At 68.5% G+C, this 19,419-nt stretch carries 13 protein-coding genes; 6 read left to right on the forward strand and 7 right to left on the reverse strand.

What is annotated here, in order from left to right:
* Positions 1 to 261: 261 nt before the first annotated feature.
* Positions 262 to 957 (reverse strand): DUF4190 domain-containing protein, encoded by a 696-nt coding sequence (locus ACFZDA_RS25375; RefSeq protein WP_391085755.1) that lies wholly within the window; start codon positions 955 to 957, stop codon positions 262 to 264.
* Between the two features lie 1,207 nt (positions 958 to 2,164).
* Between ACFZDA_RS25375 and ACFZDA_RS25380 the strand changes: the two genes are divergently transcribed.
* A complete protein-coding gene (locus ACFZDA_RS25380; RefSeq protein ID WP_391085757.1) occupies positions 2,165 to 2,797 on the forward strand; it encodes a thiopeptide-type bacteriocin biosynthesis protein in 633 nt (210 codons plus the stop codon).
* Positions 2,798 to 2,907: 110 nt separating this feature from the next.
* Here ACFZDA_RS25380 and ACFZDA_RS25385 read toward each other — a convergent pair whose 3' ends face one another.
* Genes ACFZDA_RS25385 through ACFZDA_RS25400 form a run of 4 tightly spaced genes read right to left on the reverse strand, consistent with a single transcriptional unit; the run spans position 2,908 to position 7,496 of the window.
* On the reverse strand, positions 2,908 to 4,266 hold the full coding sequence (locus ACFZDA_RS25385; RefSeq protein ID WP_391085759.1) for a GH1 family beta-glucosidase: 1,359 nt from the start codon (positions 4,264 to 4,266) through the stop codon (positions 2,908 to 2,910).
* 44 nt (positions 4,267 to 4,310) lie between these two features.
* Positions 4,311 to 5,150, reverse strand: a complete 840-nt coding sequence (locus ACFZDA_RS25390; RefSeq protein ID WP_391086486.1) for an ABC transporter permease subunit — start codon at positions 5,148 to 5,150, stop codon at positions 4,311 to 4,313.
* A gap of 28 nt (positions 5,151 to 5,178) precedes the next feature.
* Entirely contained in the window at positions 5,179 to 6,174 is a 996-nt protein-coding gene (locus ACFZDA_RS25395; RefSeq protein ID WP_391085760.1) for an ABC transporter permease subunit, read from the reverse strand.
* Positions 6,175 to 6,179: 5 nt separating this feature from the next.
* Positions 6,180 to 7,496 carry an extracellular solute-binding protein gene (locus ACFZDA_RS25400; RefSeq protein ID WP_391085763.1) on the reverse strand — a complete coding sequence of 439 codons (1,317 nt, stop codon included), beginning with the start codon at positions 7,494 to 7,496 and terminating at the stop codon, positions 6,180 to 6,182.
* 193 nt (positions 7,497 to 7,689) lie between these two features.
* Between ACFZDA_RS25400 and ACFZDA_RS25405 the strand changes: the two genes are divergently transcribed.
* The 3 genes from ACFZDA_RS25405 (at position 7,690) to ACFZDA_RS25415 (ending at position 14,632) form a co-directional block, all read left to right on the forward strand.
* The gene (locus ACFZDA_RS25405) at positions 7,690 to 8,949 is read left to right on the forward strand and encodes an ROK family protein (protein WP_391085765.1); all 1,260 of its coding nucleotides are present in this window, start codon (positions 7,690 to 7,692) and stop codon (positions 8,947 to 8,949) included.
* Positions 8,950 to 9,262: 313 nt separating this feature from the next.
* Positions 9,263 to 11,677, forward strand: coding sequence for a carbohydrate-binding protein (locus ACFZDA_RS25410; RefSeq protein ID WP_391085767.1), 2,415 nt, complete (start codon positions 9,263 to 9,265; stop codon positions 11,675 to 11,677).
* Between the two features lie 555 nt (positions 11,678 to 12,232).
* Positions 12,233 to 14,632, forward strand: coding sequence for a carbohydrate-binding protein (locus ACFZDA_RS25415; RefSeq protein WP_391085769.1), 2,400 nt, complete (start codon positions 12,233 to 12,235; stop codon positions 14,630 to 14,632).
* A 503-nt stretch (positions 14,633 to 15,135) separates the two neighbouring features.
* On the opposite strand, the gene ACFZDA_RS25420 is transcribed toward ACFZDA_RS25415, so the two are convergent.
* Together ACFZDA_RS25420 and ACFZDA_RS25425 are read right to left on the reverse strand one after the other, a co-directional pair.
* A complete protein-coding gene (locus ACFZDA_RS25420; protein ID WP_391085771.1) occupies positions 15,136 to 16,272 on the reverse strand; it encodes a histidine kinase in 1,137 nt (378 codons plus the stop codon).
* The gene (locus tag ACFZDA_RS25425) at positions 16,269 to 16,937 is read right to left on the reverse strand and encodes a response regulator (RefSeq protein WP_391086488.1); all 669 of its coding nucleotides are present in this window, start codon (positions 16,935 to 16,937) and stop codon (positions 16,269 to 16,271) included. The genes ACFZDA_RS25420 and ACFZDA_RS25425 overlap by 4 nt, the downstream gene beginning before the upstream one ends.
* A 316-nt stretch (positions 16,938 to 17,253) precedes the next feature.
* Here ACFZDA_RS25425 and ACFZDA_RS25430 point away from each other — a divergent pair, with 316 nt between their 5' ends.
* Both ACFZDA_RS25430 and ACFZDA_RS25435 read left to right on the forward strand, forming a co-directional pair.
* Complete coding sequence (locus ACFZDA_RS25430; protein WP_391085772.1) at positions 17,254 to 17,781, forward strand: hypothetical protein; 528 nt, start codon at positions 17,254 to 17,256, stop codon at positions 17,779 to 17,781.
* Between the two features lie 141 nt (positions 17,782 to 17,922).
* The gene (locus ACFZDA_RS25435; RefSeq protein ID WP_391085773.1) at positions 17,923 to 19,227 is read left to right on the forward strand and encodes a DUF418 domain-containing protein; all 1,305 of its coding nucleotides are present in this window, start codon (positions 17,923 to 17,925) and stop codon (positions 19,225 to 19,227) included.
* Positions 19,228 to 19,419: the final 192 nt, after the last annotated feature.

Raw genomic sequence — 19,419 nt, forward strand, 5'->3', positions numbered from 1 at the left:
CCGGGGCGTTCACCCAGGTCATTGCCCGGACAGACGCCAAAAGATCGCAGCTTCCCAAGCTGAGAGCGCGAGTTCGATTCTCGTCACCCGCTCCATGAAGAAGGCCCAGGTCAGAGACCTGGGCCCTTTTGCTGTCCGGTGTGATCACCCGCCGCGCGCCGCGCTGCGACTCCATGGGCTCCAGGATGCAGTGAGCCCCGCCGCTGCGGAGTGCGCGGCGGGGCCTAGGGGTGGGGGGTCAGTGTCGCGTGACGTCAGCGATCAGAAGGCAGTTCGGGACGCTTTGATGGTCTTGCACTCGAGCTTCTTGGCGTCCTTGATCTCGTCCGCGTTCACCAGCGCACCAGCATCCTTGTCGGTGAACTTCTGGCCCTTGGCGAGGTTCTCGGCGGTTGACATGAAGTCGCTGACCTTCTTGCCGTCGGCCAGGACCTCGCCCTCAACGAAGTACGAGTACCGGCGGTCGCCGTTGTTGGCGTAGTCGACGTGGATCGCCATCTCCTTGATGTCGAATTCACCGGTGACCACGTCGCACTTGGTGACCTTGAAGTCCTTCATGACCTCGGACTCCTTGGCGCCGCCGGTCTTGGACTTACCGTCGCCGACGGCGGTGGAGTCGTACGACTTGTCCAGCTCCTCACTGGCCTTGTCGACGGCGGAGAAGAACAGGGCGTTCATGGCGAAGAACATCACGATCGCTACGGCCGACGTGACGAGGCCGGTGATGCCGGCGCCCTTGCCCTTGCGGACCTTGCCCGCCTTGGAGAGGCCGATGGCGCCGAAGATGATGCCGAGGATCGCGAGCGGCCAGACGACAACGTTGAGGACAGGGATGAAGCTGACTACGACGGCGATGATGCCGAGGACGAGTGCGGTGGTGGCCAGGCCGTTGCTGCCGGGCTGCTGGGGCTCGCCGTATCCGGGCTGCTGGGTCTGGTGCGGGTACTGCTGGCTCATGGTCCCCCCTGGGACTTGCGTTGTGACTTGCGGGTGTGTGACTTGTGGAGCTGATGTGTGGTTGCCTCGAGCTAGCGTTATTCACCTGATCGTTATGAACTGCCGGAGGCCGCGAGGCCCGGGCCCCCGCCTGTCAGTGAGTGAGCTTGCGGTGGGCGTCAGACAGGGCATTTCCGGAGGCACTTGAAGATCCCTACGACGGCTATCCCGTGGTGCGCCGGGAGAGCGTCGAGCTCGCTCTGGAGCGGAGTGAGGAGGAGCTCGCCGAGGCTCAGTGCACAGGTCAGAGACCTGGGCCGTTTTGTCGCGCGGAGCGCCTACGGGGTGCGCGCAAGATCAGCACTCTCCGCGTCACAAGGGCCGCGGGCTTACGTCCACAGGTTGTGGACACAGGTGCGACAGGAGACCTCAGACATCTCGGAACTGTTGGCAGGAGGCCGCAGCATCGCGCCGAGCGCGGCAATACTCCTCGTGCAGCCGGCTCCGGGTCTCGCATGTGCCGACAGCCTCACCGGGCTCATTCACCGCTCGGCAGCCCCGGCACCCGGGACAGTGCGTCAGCCAGCGCACGTATGCGGCCCTCTCGGGGCCCGTCGGGCACTGATGGTCCCGTTCTCGTAGTGATCGCACAGCACGTGGACGGATCGGGCGAGGCGGCGTGCCTGAGCGAGAGCTTCACCGCCTGGCCCGCTGGTTGCACGAGGCTGAGCGAAACCCGGACACCTTCCGCTCGTACGCCAGCGAGCCCACCGACGTGTCACCCGAGACACACCGGTTCGCCGTTAAGTTCACCGACGCGCTGACGGACAAGGGTGTCCCCAAGCCGCCAGGGCCGCGATAAGCACCGTGCCAGACCCGTGCCAGACAGCGCGGGGAGCCACGGGGAACAGCGGTCACTCACCGAGCACGTCCACATGTCGTGACACCGCTGCGCATCGGGTCAGCGCGCCAATCGAGCGCGGAGGACCCAAGCTTCCCAAGCTGAGAGCGCGAGTTCGATTCTCGTCACCCGCTCCACGATGAAACCCCAGGTCAGCGACCTGGGGTTTGTTTGTTGTCTAGTCCAATTAGCTAGGGCAGAGGCGCAAGCCGAGAGAGCGAGGCAGCGGGCCGAACAAGAACGACGGACGATTCGCTGGTGGTTCATCGACAAGCACCCGTGCCGGCGCCTCCGAGCCGCCCGGGTCCGCGTTCCACGGCAGACGACTTGTCACGGCAGACCCGCGAGCTACTCGACACCGCGGTCTCAGGAGGTGGAGTCGAGCGCTGGTGGCCGTCACCGTACGAGCCGGAGACCACCGCATTCGGCGGCCTGTACGGCATAGACATCGCCCATGCCCTGTTCCACACCGACAGCCTCGGCGTCCTCGACTACCTGCACCACACAGGAAAGGAGGGGAAGGCCCTCCCCGATGCCAAGGCCACCTCGCTCCTCCTCATCAGCCTCTTCCTCCGCGCCGCAGGACAGGAATGGAGCGAGCAGGGCGACGTCTGGGCCCGCGTTGAGGCAGCGCGCCCCCTGCCCGATGACATCCCGGTTGACCAAGTGACCGCCATGGCCCCCGTACTGAACAGACTGCTGACGACCGACGCCACTCCCGCCCTCAGGGCCAGGGGCCCACTGGCACCCGTCGCGGATTGGTTCACGGGGATGGAGCACTGCGGCCGTACCCTCGGTCCCGCCGGGCGCGAAGGGCAACTCGGTCTCGGCACACGCGGCATCCTGGCCAGGCACATCCTCTTCCGCTGGAACCGCATGGGCTTCACCACGCGCCAGCAAGCCATCTGGGCACGAGCAGCGGGAGAGACAATCCTCGGAAGCCAGCCGGATGCGAGGTGAGCCGCCATAACCGGCCCAGCGTGACCGCGCTGGGCAATGGACGCCGAAGGCCGGCAGCCGGAGTGGCCCCAGGCCGCTGGAGCAGCCCGGCGATTCCCGCATCCTTCCGCTCAGGCAGCCCTGCGTTCCTGTTCCGCGTGAGAACGGATGATCCCCGTGTACCGGTGTCCGGTGCCCTTCACCGTGCGCTTCTGGGTCTTGTAGTCGACGTGGACAAGACCGAACCGCTTGTCGTAGCCGTAGGCCCACTCGAAGTTGTCCAGCAGGGACCAGGCGAAGTAGCCGGCCAGGGGGGCGCCCTTGCGGGCGGCTGAGGCGCAGGCCGCGAGGTGGCTGATCAGGTACTCCTGGCGTTCCGGGTCGTCGACTGTCCCGTCGGGGCGTACGACGTCGGGGTAGGCGGAGCCGTTCTCGGTGATGTACAGCTTGCGGGCGGCGTAGTCGTGGGTCAGGCGGAGCAGCAGGGTTTCGATGCCGTTCGCGTCGATCTCCCAGTCCATGCCGGTGCGGGGTACGCCGGGGCGGGGGACCTGACGGACGAACGGGGCCGGGGCGGTGGGGTCGTCGGCGACGGGGATCGGCATGTAGTAGTTGAGGCCCAGCCAGTCCAGAGGCTGGGCGATGGTCTCCAAGTCGCCCGCTTGTTCCGGGAGTTCGACTCCGTACACCTCGCGCATGTCCGACGGGAAGCCGCGGCCGTGCACCGGGTCCAGCCACCATCGGTTGGTGTGGCCGTCCATGCGGCGGGCGGCGTCGAGGTCTTCCGGCCTGTCGGTGGCGGCGTGGATCGTGGAGAGGTTGTTGACGATGCCGACCTGGGCGCCGGGGGCGGCGGCGCGGATCGCCTGCGTGGCCAGGCCGTGGCCGAGGAGGAGGTGGTAGGAGGCGCGGACGGCGGCCGTGAGGTCGGTGAGGCCGGGGGCCATCTTGCCTTCGAGGTGGCCGATCCAGGCTGAGCACAGGGGTTCGTTGAGGGTGGTCCAGTGGTGGACGCGGTCGCCGAGGCGTTCGGCTACGGCCGCCGCGTACGAGGCGAGGTGGTGGGCCGTGTCGCGTTCCGGCCAGCCGCCCCGGTCCTGGAGTACCTGGGGCAGGTCCCAGTGGTAGAGGGTGACGGACGGGGTGATGCCCGCTTCCAGCAGTGCGTCGATCAGCTCGTCGTAGAAGGCGAGGCCCTTGGCGTTGACCGGGCCGTCGCCGCCCGGTACCACGCGTGGCCAGGCGATGGACAAGCGGTAGGCGTTGGTGCCGAGTTGGCGCATCAGGGCGATGTCCTCGCGCCAGCGGTGGTAGTGGTCGCAGGCGGTGTCGCCGTGGTCGTTGTTGTCGATCTTTCCAGGGGTGTGCGAGAAGGTGTCCCAGATGGACGGGGAACGGCCGTCCTCCGCCACGGCTCCCTCGATCTGGTACGCCGATGTGGCCGTGCCCCACAGGAAGTCGTCGGGGAGTGCGGCAAGGTCGATGGTCACGGGATTCCCTTCGGAGGCGGGGGAAGTGGGGGTAGGGGGGCGGGTCACTTGACGGCTCCCGCCGTCAGGCCGGCGACGAGGTAGCGCTGGAGGAGCAGGAACCCGGCGACCACGGGCACGCTCACGACCAGCGACGCGGCCATGATCTGGTTCCAGTAGACGTTGTTGAGCGTGGAGTAGCCCTGGAGGCCGACGGCGAGGGTGCGGGTGGTGTCGTTGGTCATCACCGACGCGAAGAGCACCTCGCCCCAGGCCGTCATGAAGGCGTAGACGGCGACCGCGACGATTCCGGGAATCGCAGCGGGGACCACCACACGGAACAGCGCGCCGAGGGGTCCGTTGCCGTCCACCTTCGCCGCCTCGTCCAGCTCGCGCGGCACCGACTCGAAGTACCCGATCAGCATCCAGATGGAGAAGGGGAGGGAGAAGGTGAGGTAGGTCAGGATCAGGCCGCCGCGTGAGCCGAACAGGGCGATGCCCGTGGCGTTGCCGATGTTGACGTAGATCAGGAACAGCGGGAGCAGGAAGAGGATGCCGGGGAACATCTGCGTGGACAGGACAGTGACCGTGAAGATCCGCTTGCCCCGGAACTCGTAGCGGCTGACCGCGTAAGCCGCGAAGACCGCGATCACCACCGAGCACACCGTCGCCGCGCCCGCCACGATCAGCGAGTTCACGAAGTAGCGGGCGAGCGGGATCGTCGACCAGATGTCGATGTACGGGCGGATCGTCAGCTCGCTCGGCAGCCAGCGGAACTTCCCCGAGACGTCCTCCAGGGGCTTCAGTGAGCTGGAGACCATCACGTAGACCGGTAGCAGGACGAACCCGGTGAGCAGGGTGAGGAAGATCCGCCGGGACCAGAGGAAGGACCGGGGCGGGGCCATCGGCGAGCGGGGCGCCTGGGAGGTGGTGCTAGCCATGGGCCGCCTTCCTTCCTCGGGAGGTCAGCAGGAGATAGACGCCCGTCACCACGAGCAGGAAGAGCAGGAGAAGGACAGACATCGCGGAACCGGTGCCGAAGTTCCACGTCACGAACGACGCCTGGTAGATGTGCACCGAGATCAGGTCCGCAGCCTCCGGTGCCGACTTCCCGAACAGGACGTACGGCGTGTTGAAGTCGTTGAACGTCCACAGGAAGAGGACCAGGACCAGGACCTGGTTGACCGGGCCGAGGGACGGGAGCGTGATGCGGCGGATCCGCTGCCACATGCCGGCGCCGTCCAGAGCGGCGGCCTCGTACAGCTCGCCCGGGATGTTCTGCAGCCCGGCCATGATGATGAGGAAGGCAAAGGGCCAGCCCTTCCACACGGACACGGTCAGCAGGGCCCAGAAGCTGTTGTCGCCGATGAGCCAGAAGGACGGCTTGTCGGTGAGGCCGAGCTGGTCGTGCAGGACGTGGTTCACCAGGCCGTTGTCGTGCTGGAACATGAACACCCAGGTGATCACAGCCGCGTACACGGGCAGCGCGTACGGGACGATGAACAGCGCGCGGAGCAGGCCGCGGCCGCGGAAGGTGTCCTGCATGAAGATCGCGGCCGCCGTGCCGATCAGCCAGCACAGGCCGACCGAGAGCACGGTGAAGGCGACGGTGACGAGGAACGAATGGAGCAGGGCCTCGCCGACCGGGGCGTCGAAGTCCACCGACACCTTGTAGTTGTCGAGGGCCGTCCAGGGCGCCGCGCCCCAGTCGCGGATGTAGAACTGCGTGAGCTCCTTGAAGCTCATTACGATGCCGATCACCATCGGCACGAGATGGACGAGGAGTTCGAGGATGAGTGCGGGCAGGAGCAGCAGATACGGCAGTCCGATGCGGCGGATCCTTCCGGGGCGGCGGCTGCGGGGACTTGGGCCGGCCGCCCCGGAAGGGCTCTTGTGCACGGCGGCCTCTGCGGAAGCAGTGGTCGTCATCGTGCTCACTTCGCCGGCATCTGCTGCTGGGCCTTCTCCAGCGCGGCCTTCACCGAGGCGGTGGTGACCGGGCGTCCGGCCGCCGCATCGGCGAGCAGTTCCTTCACAGCCGTACCGACGGCCGTCTCGAACTGGGACTCGTCGGCGACCTGCGGCATCGCGGCGGCGCTGGTGGCGAGAGTGTCCTTCAGGACCGTGTTGGCCCCGGCGTTGAAGGAGGCGTCCTCCTGGGCGGCCTTCACCGGCGGGATGGAGCTGTACGCGGTGTTCAGGACCTTCTGCTCCTCGTCGCTGGTCATGAACTTCACGAACTTCTTGGCACCGTCGAGGTTGTCGCTGTTCTTGAAGACGGCGAGGTTGATGCCCGCGACCATGGAGTTGACCTGCTTGCCGGTGCCCGGGGTGCCGGACTGCACGGGGACCGGGGCGACGCCGTACTCGTCCTCGTTCATGCCCTGCGACTTGAGGTTGGCGGACGCGGACTGCCACAGCAGCATCGCGGTCTTGCGCTTGGCGAAGTCGCTGACCGACTGGTTCTGGGCGTACTCGGCGTTGCCCGGCGCGGCGATCTTGTCCTTGGCCATCAGGTCGACGTACTGCTTGACCCCGGCGACGGCGCCGTCATTGGTGAAGTCGGGCTTGCCGTCGGCGGTGAAGAAGTCCGCGCCGTGCTGCTTGGCGAAGACGAAGGCGTGGTGGACGTTCTCCGAGGGGTTCGCGCCCTCGATGCCGATGCCCCACTTGCCGCCCTTGGTGAGCTTCTTGCCGTCGGCGATCAGCTCGTCCCAGGTGGCCGGCGGCTCGGTGATGCCCGCGTCGGCGAACATCTTCTTGTTGTAGTAAAGGGCGTACGACATCGAGTACAGCGGTACGGCGGCCGGGTCCTCGCCCTGCGCTCCCGTCGAGCCGAGCGCGGAGTCGACGAAGCGGTCCTTGCCGCCGATCGCGTCGAAGTTCTTCGCGTCCCAGGGCAGCAGCGCGCCGGTGGCCTGGAGGGAGGCGCTCCAGGTGTTGCCGATGTTCAGGACGTCGGGGCCCTGGCCGGAGGTGGTGGCGGTGAGGATCCGGTTGAGCAGGTCGGACCAGGGGATGACCTCCAGCTTCACCTTGATCCCGGTCTGCTTCTCGAACTTGTCGAGCTCGGGCTGGAGGACCTTCTTGTCGACCTCGATGCTGGCGCCCTGGTTGGAGGCCCAGTAGGTCAGCGTCTTCGGCGAGTCGTTGGACCCGCCTCCGGTCGCCGAGCCGCCACCACAGGCGGTCACGGCGGTGAGCAGGGAAACGGTGACCGCACCGGCGGCAGCGGCTCTGGTTCTGCGCATGGCTCTGGCGTCCCTTCCAGGGGGAGACCCACGGCCAGCCGGAAGGCGGGCCGTCGGGGCCGGGGTGCGTTCGTTTCCCGAAACCGCACCCAGGGGGTTAATTTATGGCGTGATTTAAGACGCGAAAGAATGTCGCGTCAAGGGCTCGGACGGCGGTATCTTGCAGGTCCGGGCAGAGTCGGAAGGGACCCACATGGCGGGGCGGAACGGGCGGACAGTGCGTGACCTGCGACGGGGCAATCGCACCGCCGTACTGCAACGGTTGTATTTCGACGGGCCGATGAGCCGCTTCGAACTGGCTCCGGCCACCGGACTGAGCGGCGGGTCCATCAGCAACGTTGTCGCGGAACTGGTCGAGGACGGTCTGGTCGAGGAGGCCGGCACCGTCGAGTCCGACGGCGGCCGCCCTCGCACCCTGGTGCGCGTCGCTCCCGCCAGCGGCCACATGATCGGCGTCGACGTCGGCGAGACTCGCGTACGCGTCGAGCTCTTCGACCTAAGCCTCACCGAACTCGCCCGCACCGAACGGCCCCTGGAGCACCACGGCTACGACGTCGAAGTCATCGTCGGCCACATCCGCGACGGTATCGCCGAGGTCCTGGCCGAGACGGACATCACCCCCGAGCGGCTGCTGGGGGTCGGTATCGGCGTCCCCGGCATCGTGGCCCGCACAGCGGAGCAGGGGGCCGTGGTCCACGGCCAGACGATCGGGTGGGACGCCGTCCCGCTCGAGTGCCTGCTGCGTTCGACGTGTGAACTCCCCGACTCCGTCCCGTACTTCATCGACAACGGCGCCCGCACGCTCGGCCAGGCCGAGATGTGGTTCGGAGCCGGTCGTGGCACCCGCAACGCGATAGTCGTCCTCTTCGGCTCGGGCATCGGTGCCTGCCTCGTCACCGAGGAGGTGGAGTACGGCCGGCCCCTGGAGTGGGGGCATGTGACCGTACAGGTCGGCGGGCGCCGCTGCCGCTGCGGCGCCCTGGGTTGCCTGGAGGCGTACGCGGGTGCGGGGGCGCTCCTCGACCGCTGGCGCGAGGAGGGCGGACGCCCGCCGGAGGACGTCGACGAGGAGACCGCACTGGCCGCGATGCTCGCCGCCGCCCATCCGGCCGAGGGCGCCGACGCCGACCCGGCGGCACTCGCCGTCCTGGAGGAGACCGCCGAGTACGTGGGTGCCGGGCTGTCCGACCTGATCAACCTCTTCCAGCCCGAACGCATCCTCATCGGCGGCTGGGCGGGGCTCCAGCTCGGCACCCGTTTCCTGCCCGCGGTACGCCGGCACGCCGCCTCGTACGCCCTGGGCCACCCGGCCGAACGCGTCTCCATCGACCTCGGCAAGCTCGGTCCGGACGCAGTCACGGTCGGCGCCGCGACCCTGCCCCTCGCCGATTTCTTCGCCCGGGGCGGACGGCGCGCTGCGGGCGGTCGCGAACACAACGGCGGGCACGCGTGACCCTGCGGGCCAGGCGGAGCAAGTCGTAGGTCCGGCCCGCGAGTTGACCATCGAGCTGGGCACTTCGGACTTTCTGACGCCGCCTCGCCCGGGACGTTCCGGGACTGTGCCCGAGCCCGGCCGACTCGATCAACCGTGTCCGATGTCTTGACGGCCGGAGTTCGCTTCCATTACTCCTTAAATTAATTCGTGACGCCCCCACTGCGGGGACACGCGGGCATCGCGGCCCTCGCTCGGCCGCCTGCCCTGGGCTGCGTACTCGACAAGCAGCCGCTCGCCCGGGATGGCGAGCCCAGAACTAAGGAGCCGCTCCATGTCCACGTCTGCTTCCATGCCCGCGCACCCGTCGTCCCCGCAGGGCCGCGCCCCGCTCAGCCGCCGCAACTTCATCGCCGCCGCCGTTGCGACGGCGGCGGCCGGGTCCGTCCTCGGGCTGCCGGGCCAGGCGAGTGCGGCTCCGAGCCGTGCGAGCGCCACCGGTAGCGCCCGGGTGACCTGGAGCTCGGAGTCCACCGCGAACGGCTACGCGCCCAAGAGCGGCACGTGGTACGCCGATCCGGCGGTCGGCCTGGCCTCGGTCGCCTACAAGCTCAGCCGGCAGGACGACATCGCGGTGACCGCCTCCGGCAGGGACTTCGGCACAGTGATCAACATCGACCCGGCGAAGGCGTACCAGAAGATGGTCGGCATCGGCTCCTCCATGGAGGACTCGACCATCCACAACCTGTCGCTGATGAGCCGGAGAACGCGCACCAAGGCCCTCGAAGCGCTCTTCCACCCCACCAGGGGCGCCGGGTTCGACCTCACCCGTATCTGCTTCGGCAGCTCCGACTTCTACCACTCGCCTGACTTCTACACCTACTGCGACGGCCCGGCCGACCCCGCCCTCTCGCGGTTCTCCATCCAGAAGGACATCGACAACCACATCATCTCGACCCTGAAGGAAGCACTCCGGATCAACCCGGACCTGTTCATTTGCGGCACCGCCTGGAGCGCCCCGGCCTGGATGAAGGACAACAACAGCCTCATCGACGGCCACCTGCTCGACGAATACATCCCCACCCTCGCCGTCTACTACCGCAAGACCGTGCAGGCGTACGCCAAGCAGGGCATCACCATCCACGCCGTCTCGCCGCAGAACGAGCCCGGCTGGCCGGCGGGCATCTACCCGAGCATGCTCGTCAGCGCGGAGCAGTCGAAGAAGCTCATCAACGCCATGCGCAAGGAGTTCGACGCGCACGGCATCAAGACGCAGATCTGGGCCTGGGACTGGAACTTCGGCGACGTCGGGTCGTACCTCACCGACTCCCTCGGCACCCAGGAGTCCGGCTACACCGACACCTACAAGAACGTCGACGGCATCGCCTGGCACGACTACTCCGGCGACCCGAGCGCGATGTCCCTGGCGAAGACCGACTACCCCGACCTCGACATGGTCCTGACCGAGCGGATGCTCTGGGGCACCAACGGCGCCGACCGGATCGCGCGGTATCTGCGCAGCTGGTCCACGGGCTACATCTCGTGGGTGACGATGCTCGACCAGAACCGGGACAGCCAGCAGCTGGGCCGCCCCGACCCGACGCCGCTCATCCAGGACCCGGAGCGGCGGAACACGTACTGGATGCTGCCCGAGTACTACCTGTTCGCACAGTTCTCGAAGTTCGTCCAGCGCGGCGCCAAGCGCGTCTGGAGCGACTACGGCTCCACCGACACCGTCACCACCGTCGCCTTCCGTAACCCGGACGGCGCGATCGCCACCGTCGTGATCAACGGGACCTCCGAGGGCCAGGAGTTCACCCTGCGCAGCGGGAAGCAGCAGCTCATCGACGCCCTGCCGCCGAAGACCGTCGGCACGTACGTCTGGACGCCCTCGTCCACGTCCGCCACCCCCGTCGACGCGTACGGCAGGATCCAGGCCGAGGCGTACAACGATGCCTCCAGTGTCGCCGTCGAGGTCACCGGCGACACCGGTGGCGGCGAGGACATCGGCTGGATAGGCAAGGGCAGCTGGGCCGAGTACCGCAACGTGGCGTTCGGCACCGAGGCCGCGAAGCAGTTCAAGATCCGCATCGCGTCCGGCGTCGGTGACGGTGTCAGCGGCCGGATCGAGCTCAGGCTCGACTCACGCTCCAGCGAGCCGGTTGCCAGTGTCCGGGTGGACGGCACCGGCGGCTGGCAGAGCTGGATCACCAAGATCGTAGACATCACCGCCACCCCCGGTATCACCGGCACGCACACCGTCCATCTGACCTTCACCAGCGACCAGCCCGACAACTTCGTCAACCTCAACTGGTTCACGTTCACCCGTGACACGGGGACGGACGCGTACGGCGCCATCCAGGCCGAGAACTACCTCAACGCCTCCGGTGTCGTCGTCGAGAAGACCGGCGACACCGGCGGTGGACAGGACATCGCCTACATCTCCCCCGGCGACTGGGCCGAGTACCCCAAGGTGCAGTTCGGCACCCAGGCCGCGACCCGGTTCCAGGTCCGGGTGGCCTCCGGCGCCGGCAGCGGCGTCACCGGCCGCATCGAGGTCCGGCTCGACTCGCGCGACAGCGCCCCGGTCGGCAGCGTCACGGTGGAGAACACCGGCGGCTGGCAGACCTGGACCACCAAGACGGTCGACATCCCGGGCGTCACCGGCACCCACACCGTCTACCTGACCTTCGCCAGCGACCAGAGCTCCGACTTCACCAACCTGAACTGGTTCAGCTTCGCCCGCTGAGTCTTCCTCGCAGAACAGGGTCGCCCCTTGCCGGCGGCGCTCACCGTCCCACCCGACCCGCCCGGGGCTTCAGCCATGCCACGCACATGGCTGAAGCCCTGGGCATCCGGTCATGTCGTGATCCGCACGTCCCCTTGCGGAAGCATCCTGGCCCACGCCGACGTCGACACAAGTCCCGCTTGCCTCCCTGACCCAGTCCGGGGTGGCCCGCGTATGCCGTGGGTCCCTTCGCCCTGCCGTGAACCCGGGCCACGGCTGCCAAGCGGCCGGCGTGGGTCGTGAGCATCCTGCTTCCCCACAGCGTGCCGCGCTGCCAAGAACGCGCCGCATGAGCGACACCCCGGCCCGCCGAATGCGACCGACCGTGCCGGACACCTTGACGCCCGTCGCCCCGAGTACTTCTATAAAACCTTGAACTAAGGCGTGACACTCTTTCAGGTGTCAGAGGGCACGCAGGCCCGCGGCCCGCAACCGGCCGCCCACCAGGGCTGCGCACCCCGACCACCAGCCTGCGCTCGCCCGGGACGGCGAGCCCGGATCCCAAGGAGCCGCCCCATGTCCACACCCGATTCCACCCCCGCGCGACCACCCCGGCCGCAGGGTCGCACCCCACTCAGTCGCCGCACCTTCATGGCCGCCGCCATCGCGACGGCGGGGTCCGCGCTCGCACTACCGAGCCGGGCCGAGGCCACCCCGAGCCGCCCGCTCGCCGCCACGTCGGCCCAGGTGACCTGGAGTTCGGAGTCCACCGCGAGCGGTTACGCGCCCAAGAGCGGCACCTGGTACACCGACCCCGCTTCCGGCCTGGCCGCAGTCACCCACAAACTCGCCCGGCAGAACGACATCGCCCTGACCCCCTCAGGCAGCGACTTCGGAACAGCGATCACCGTCGACCCGGCGACCGCGTACCAGAACATGCTCGGCATCGGCACCTCCATGGAGGACTCGACCATCCACAACCTGTCACTCATGAGTGACGGCGCGCGCACCCAGGCCATGGAGGCGCTCTTCGACCCCGCCCAGGGCGCCGGGTTCGACCTCACCCGTATCTGCTTCGGAAGCTCCGACTTCTACCACTCGCCGGACTTCTACACGTACTGCGACGGCCCGGCCGACCCCACCCTGTCCCGGTTCTCCATCCAGAAGGACATCGACAACCACATCATCTCGACCCTGAAGGAAGCACTCCGGATCAACCCGGAGCTCTTCATCTGCGGCACCGCCTGGAGCGCCCCGGCCTGGATGAAGGACAACAACAGCCTCATCGATGGCCACCTGCTCGACCAGTACATCCCCACCCTCGCCCGCTACTACCGGATGACGGTGCAGGCGTACGCCGAGCAGGGCATCACCATCCACGCCGTCTCGCCCCAGAACGAACCCGGCTGGCCGGCGGGCATCTACCCGAGCATGCTCGTCACGGCACAGCAGTCGAGGCAGCTCATCAACGCCATGCGCGCGGAGTTCGACGCGCACGGCATCACCACGCAGATCTGGGCCTGGGACTGGAACTTCGGCGACGTCGGGAGCTACCTCTCCGACTCCCTCGGCACCAAGGACGCCGGGTACACCGACACCTACAAGAACGTCGACGGCATCGCCTGGCACGACTACGCCGGCGACCCGAGCGCGATGTCCCAGGCGAAGTCCGACTACCCCAATCTTGACATGATCATGACAGAGCGCATGCTGTGGGGCACGGCGGGCGCGGACCGGATCACGCAGTACCTGCGCAACTGGTCGACGGGCTATATCTCGTGGGTGACGATGCTCGACCAGAACCGGGACAGCCAGCAGCTGGGCCGCCCCGACCCGACGCCGCTCATCCAGGACCCCGACGACCGCGACACGTCCTGGCTGCTGCCCGAGTACTACCTGTTCGCACAGTTCTCGAAATTCGTCCAGCGCGGCGCCAAGCGCATATGGAGCGACTACGGCCGCACCAACGCCATCACCACGGTCGCCTTCCTCAACCCCGACGACACGGTGGCGACCGTCGTCATCAACCAGACCACTTCGGCCCAGAACTTCACATTACGCAGTCAGGGGCAACAGCTCGCGGACACGATCCCCGCGAAGACCGCCGGCACGTATGTCTGGCCGGCCTCGTTACCGATCGGCTCCGGCACCGACGCGTACGGCACGATCCAGGCCGAGGCATACACCTACGCCTCCGGCGTCCGCGTCGAGAACACCACCGACACCGGCAGCGGCCAGAACATCGGCTGGCTCGCCAACGGTGACTGGGCCGAGTACGACACCGTGGCCTTCGGCACCACAGCCGCGACCCAGGTCAAGATCCGGGTGGCCTCCGGCGCCGCCGGCAGCATCAGCGGTGTGGTCGAGCTCCGACTCGACTCACGCTCCAACGCCCCCATCGCCGCCATCCCGGTCACCAACACCGGAGGCTGGCAGACCTGGACCACGAAAACCGCCGGGCTCTCCGGGGTCACCGGCATACACACCGTCTATCTCACCTTCACCAGCAGCCAGTCCGCCGACTTCGTCAACCTCAACTGGTTCACCTTCACGCACGACAGCGGCATTGACGCCTACGGGACGATCCAGGCCGAGGCGTACAGCAATGCGTCCGGCGTCGGGGTCGAGAACACCACCGACACCGGCGGTGGCCAGGACATCGGCTGGCTCGCCAACGGTGACTGGGCGGAATACGCCACCGTGGCCTTCGGCACCACACCCGCGACGCGATTCCAGGCCCGGGTGGCCTCCGGCGCCGCCAGCGGCATCAGCGGCCAGGTCGAAGTCCGGCTGGACTCACGCTCCAACGCCCCCATCGCCGCCATCCCGGTCACCAACACCGGAGGCTGGCAGACCTGGACCACCAAGACCGCCGGGCTCTCCGGGGTCACCGGCATACACACCGTCTATCTCACCTTCACCAGCAGCCAGTCCGCCGACTTCGTCAACCTCAACTGGTTCACCTTCACGCACTGAGAAACGGCCGGTCCGGGCGCCTCGCCCGGACCGGCCTACAGGCCCTGGCCAACTCAGGGGCGTGGGCAGCCCCAGCTCTCGTGCTACCACCTTGCATCTGCAAGCCGCCGGGTCGGCGACATCCCGCACCCGGTGGTGCAGCGCCGAAACGACCCAGTCGAGGTGCCACGCAGCACCCCGGTGCGGGCTCGTGCCCACAGCGTGCCCATAAGACCGGACAACCACGGTAAACAGCGGTGCAAAGTCAGCCGCCACTGCTGCACCGTGAGCGACATATTCGCAGGTCAGGAGCGACACAACCGCCCAAGCGCCGTCGCTTCCCAAGCTGAGAGCGCGAGTTCGATTCTCGTCACCCGCTCCATGATTGAGGCCCAGGTCAGAGACCCGGGCCTTCTTGCTGTCCGTGGTGATCAGCGGTCGCGTGCCGGATTCGTGCCCCCCGCTGCGAGGATTGACGATCGGGCTTCCGCGAAGCAGCGCTTATCCGCGTCGGCGGGTTGTGCTCAGGCGGGCTGGGTGGGGGCCCGTAGTTCGATCTCGTATCCGCCGTGTGGCGTGGGTTCGGCGATGAGGGCGCCGCCGAGCAGTTCGGCGCGTTCTCTCAGGCCGATCAGGCCGTGCCGGGCGCTGGGCAGGGCGACGGACGGGCGGGTGGGGGCGGTGTTGGTGACGGTGACGCCGAAGTGCCGCGTGTCGTGCCACAGGCGTACCTCGGCGCGGGCGCCGGGGGCGTGCTTGCGTACGTTCGTGAGGGCTTCCTGGACCGTGCGGTAGACGGTGCGCTGGGCGGTCGTGCTGATGCCGGGCGGGAGCCCGCCGGTCAGGGTGGTCTCGATGCCGCTGTTGGCGATCAGCTGCTGGAGGTCGGCGAGGGTGGGCTGGGGGGTGAGTTCGGTTTCCTTGCCGCCGGAGGCGCGCAGCAGGGTGACCATGTGGCGGAGTTCGTCGAGGGTGTTCACGCTCAGGGTGCGGATGGTGCGGGCGGCGTCGCGGGCGTCGGGGTCCTTGGCGGCGACCTGCAGGACTCCGGCCTGTACGGCGATGAGGCTGACCTGGTGGGAGACGACGTCGTGCATCTCGCGGGCCAGTTGGGCGCGTTCGCGGGCGAGGACGGTCTGGGCGTGCAGGGCGCGTTCGTGTTCGCGGGCCTCCTTGACCTCGACGAGCTGGCGGGCCACGTCGTGTCTGGCCTGCACGAGCTGGCCGCACAGGATCGGGGCGAAGGCCATGGCCAGCGTGTAGACGAACTGGATGAGCGTCCAGGTCCGGTCGCCGGAAGACGTGTGGCCGGCAAACGTCTCGGACAGGGGCCAGGCGAGGGTGGTCGCCGCCGCGTTCAGCAGGGCGCAGCCGGCCAGCAGCGGGCGGTTGCGGGTGCGCGCGGCCAGTGTGTACAGCGCGGCGATCGGCGCGACTCCCACGTCCATGAACAGCAGCATGGGCAGTGTCAGCAGGAAGACGGCGAGCGGAAAGCGCCTGCGCAGGAGCAGTCCGGCGCTGCCGAGGGCGGCGCAGGCCCACATGAGGGGTGTCGCCCCGTCGTCGAGGTTGATCCAGGCGTCGAGCGCGGCGAGCACGACGAGGCCCGCATCGACGACCCAGGGCGGCACCCGCTGCCACAGTGCCCGACCCGCACTCATCGCGCGTTGCCCCGGGCCGTGTCGGCGCCGTCGTCGCCGAGCAGTCCGGCCCGCTCCGCGAGGAGCGCCGCCTGGACGCGGCCGGCGACCCGGAGCTTGGTCAGGATCGAGCTGACGTGGTCCTTGACGGTGCCCGCGCTCAGATGGATGCGGGTGCCGATGTCGGCGTTGGACAGTCCTTCCGCGATCAGGACGAGGACGTCCCGTTCGCGGTCGGTGAGCAGGTTCAAGCGGGCCACGTCCGCGTCCTGGGGTGTGTCCGTCCCCGGATGGCCGCGCAGCAGAGCCCGCGAGGCTTTCGGGGACATCACCACCCCGCCCGCGGCCAGGGTGCGTACGAGTTGGGCGAGTTGTTCGGGCTCGGTGTCCTTGAGCAGGAAGCCCGAGGCTCCCGAGCGCAGGGCGGTCAGGATGTACTCGTCGGTGTCGAAGGTGGTCAGCATGGCCACCTTCGGCGGCTCGGGCAACGTCTGGATCTCCCGGAGGACGGTCAGGCCGTCCACGTCCGGCATGCGGATGTCGAGGAGCACGACGTCCGGGTGCTCGCGCCGGATCGCGTCGGCGGCCTGCGCTCCTTCCGCGGTCGCCACGACCTGGATGCCGTCGGAGGCGTTCAGGATCAGCTCGAACCCGGACCGCACCAGAGCCTCGTCGTCCACCACCACTACCCGGATCACCGGCGTTCCGCCTCACACTCGTCACACTCGTCTGCTCTGCCCAGCTTTTCGGCGACCCGTACGGTGATCGCCTGCTGTCGACAGTACGTCCGGCACGGCGCGCGACGGTGCGGCCGCCGTGGACACCCGCCACCCGGCAGGCCGGTTCCAGCCGCTCGGGGGGAGCGCTCCGGCCCATCGGCGGGCGGGTGGGCGAGGCTCGGCGGATGGTGTCCGCGGCTCTCGTCCGGTGGGATCGGTCCGTGGGCCCGCCCCAGTCTGCGGGCCGCAGTCGATTTCCGTACCGTTCGAGGATCACCCAGCCATGCCCCACCTGTACCTGCGTCAGCCTGTCCGTGCTCTGCGCCGCTGTGCGGCGCGGCCCCATGTGCTGTTCGGGGGCGTGTACGGGGCGGTCCTGGCCAGCTCCATGGTGGCCGCCCTGACGGAGCAGGGTGAGACAGCGCCCGCCGACCGGTTCAGCAGCGCCCAGTGGCTCCTGGTCACGGCCGTCGCATCGGCCTTGGCGCACGGTTACGCACATCTGATCGCCCTGCGCGGCGACCGGACCCATCACGGTGTGCGCGCCGGGGCGCGGCTGCTGCTGTCCGAGTGGCCGTTGGTGGTGGCAACGGTGCCGACACAGGTCCTGCTGCTCGGCGCCGCCTGGGGGTGGTGGCCCTCAGCGGGCGTCGAGTACGTGGCCTTCGCCGTGAACGTGGTGCTGCTGTTCGCCTGGGGCCTGCTCGCGGCCCGCGCTGCCGGTCGCACGTGGGGCTCCGCCTTGATGATCGGCACCGTGGACTCGTTGCTCGGGCTGACGGTCGTGATGGCCAACGCCTTCATCAAATAGGGCAGTTGGCCGACCGGGCCCGCCGAACGGCCCCCGCGGCGCTGTTCCGCCGGTCGGCGGGATGGTCCCGGCCGGTCGGCGGGGGTGTTACCGAAGCCTGCCGGATGGGCCGCCTCCTGACGGCACCAAAGGATTCTGTGTATGACACAGATACAGCCGCCGCAGGACACATCGGCTCCGCAGGAGAACTCGCCTCCACCGCCCCGAACCTCGTCCGAGTCCGCCGGGCAGGTCTCGCCCGGCCCCTCGATGGGACGCCTGGTCGGGTTGGATCTGGCCCGCGCGCTGGCGGTGTTCGGCATGTACATCGTGCACATCGCCCCGATGCCGTCGGCCGGGAACGACCTCGGCAGCTGGGTGTACTCCCTGGCGGAGGGGCGCTCGTCGGCCCTGTTCGCCACCCTCGCCGGGTTCTCGCTGATGCTGATCGCCGGCCGCCTTGAGCCCAAGACCGGCCTGGCGGGCCGGCAGGCGAAGGCCCGGATCGCCATCCGCGCCGTGATCCTGCTGGCGCTGGGCACCGTGCTGGCGATGGAGTACGGGGACATCATCATCCTCGCCTACTACGGCGTCTACTTCCTCCTCGCGCTGCTCCTGGTACGACTGAGCGCCAAGACGCTGGCGATCATCGCGGCGGGGATCGCGCTCGTCATGCCGCAGCTGGCGTTCGTCCTGAAGATGTGGCTGAGCGACTCCGTCCAGCAGAGCATCAACGCCTACGACCCGCTCGAGAAGCTCAGCACCGTGGGAGTACTCGATCTGCTGCTCACGGGCCTCTACCCGACGATCACGTGGATGGCGTTCGTGATCGCCGGCATGGCCCTGGCCCGCCTCGACCTGACCGCCGCCACCGTCCAGCGGCGCCTGGCGGCGCTCGGTGCAAGCCTCACCGTAGGCGCCTACGGCCTGGCCGCGCTGCTGGGGGGCACGAGCGCGGTGTTGAGCTTCGGGGGAGGCGGAGGGCCGTCCAGCGGCTCCGGAGCGGGGTCCATGGGCAGCGGCCCCGGGGCAGGGTCCATGGGCAACGGGTCCCTGGGCAGTGGGTCCATGGGCAGTGGGTCCGGCGGGCCCGTGCAGTCGGCCTCGGAACTGCTGGGTGCCGTGTCGCACACCGGCACCACCCTCGACACCATCGGCTGCCTGGGTGTCGCGATCCTCGTGATCGTGGGCGCGACGGTGGCGATCGACCGCCTGCCGCGACTGCGTCGCCTGGCGAAACCGGTCATCGCCGTGGGCACGATGTCCCTGACGGCCTACGTCGGCCACTTCCTCGCACAGTCCGCGTGGCCCGCTTCCGGCGCCGGCACCACGAAGTCCTGGGTGCCCGTGCTCACGTACATCCTGGGGGCGATCGTGTTCGCCGCGATCTGGTCCCGCTTCTTCCGCCGCGGCCCCCTGGAGTACCTGCTCAACGCGGCCACCAAGCCCGCCAAGTACATCCGGTGAGGTCCGGTCGGGGTGGCCCGCTTCCTGCCCATCCCGGCCTGGTCCGCCATCCGAGGCCCGCAAGGGGATTGCCCTTGCGGGCCTCGGCTGTGGTCCCTGGTCGGCTGATCTCAGCTCCGCCTGGCGCCAACCGGTCGTCCATGGACGCGGTCTGGACGACTGCGGGACATGCGTGGGCCTGGTGTCGGCACG

The sequence above is a fragment of the Streptomyces sp. NPDC007991 genome (genome assembly GCF_042958445.1).
In the GTDB taxonomy this organism is placed as follows: Bacteria; Actinomycetota; Actinomycetes; order Streptomycetales; family Streptomycetaceae; genus Streptomyces.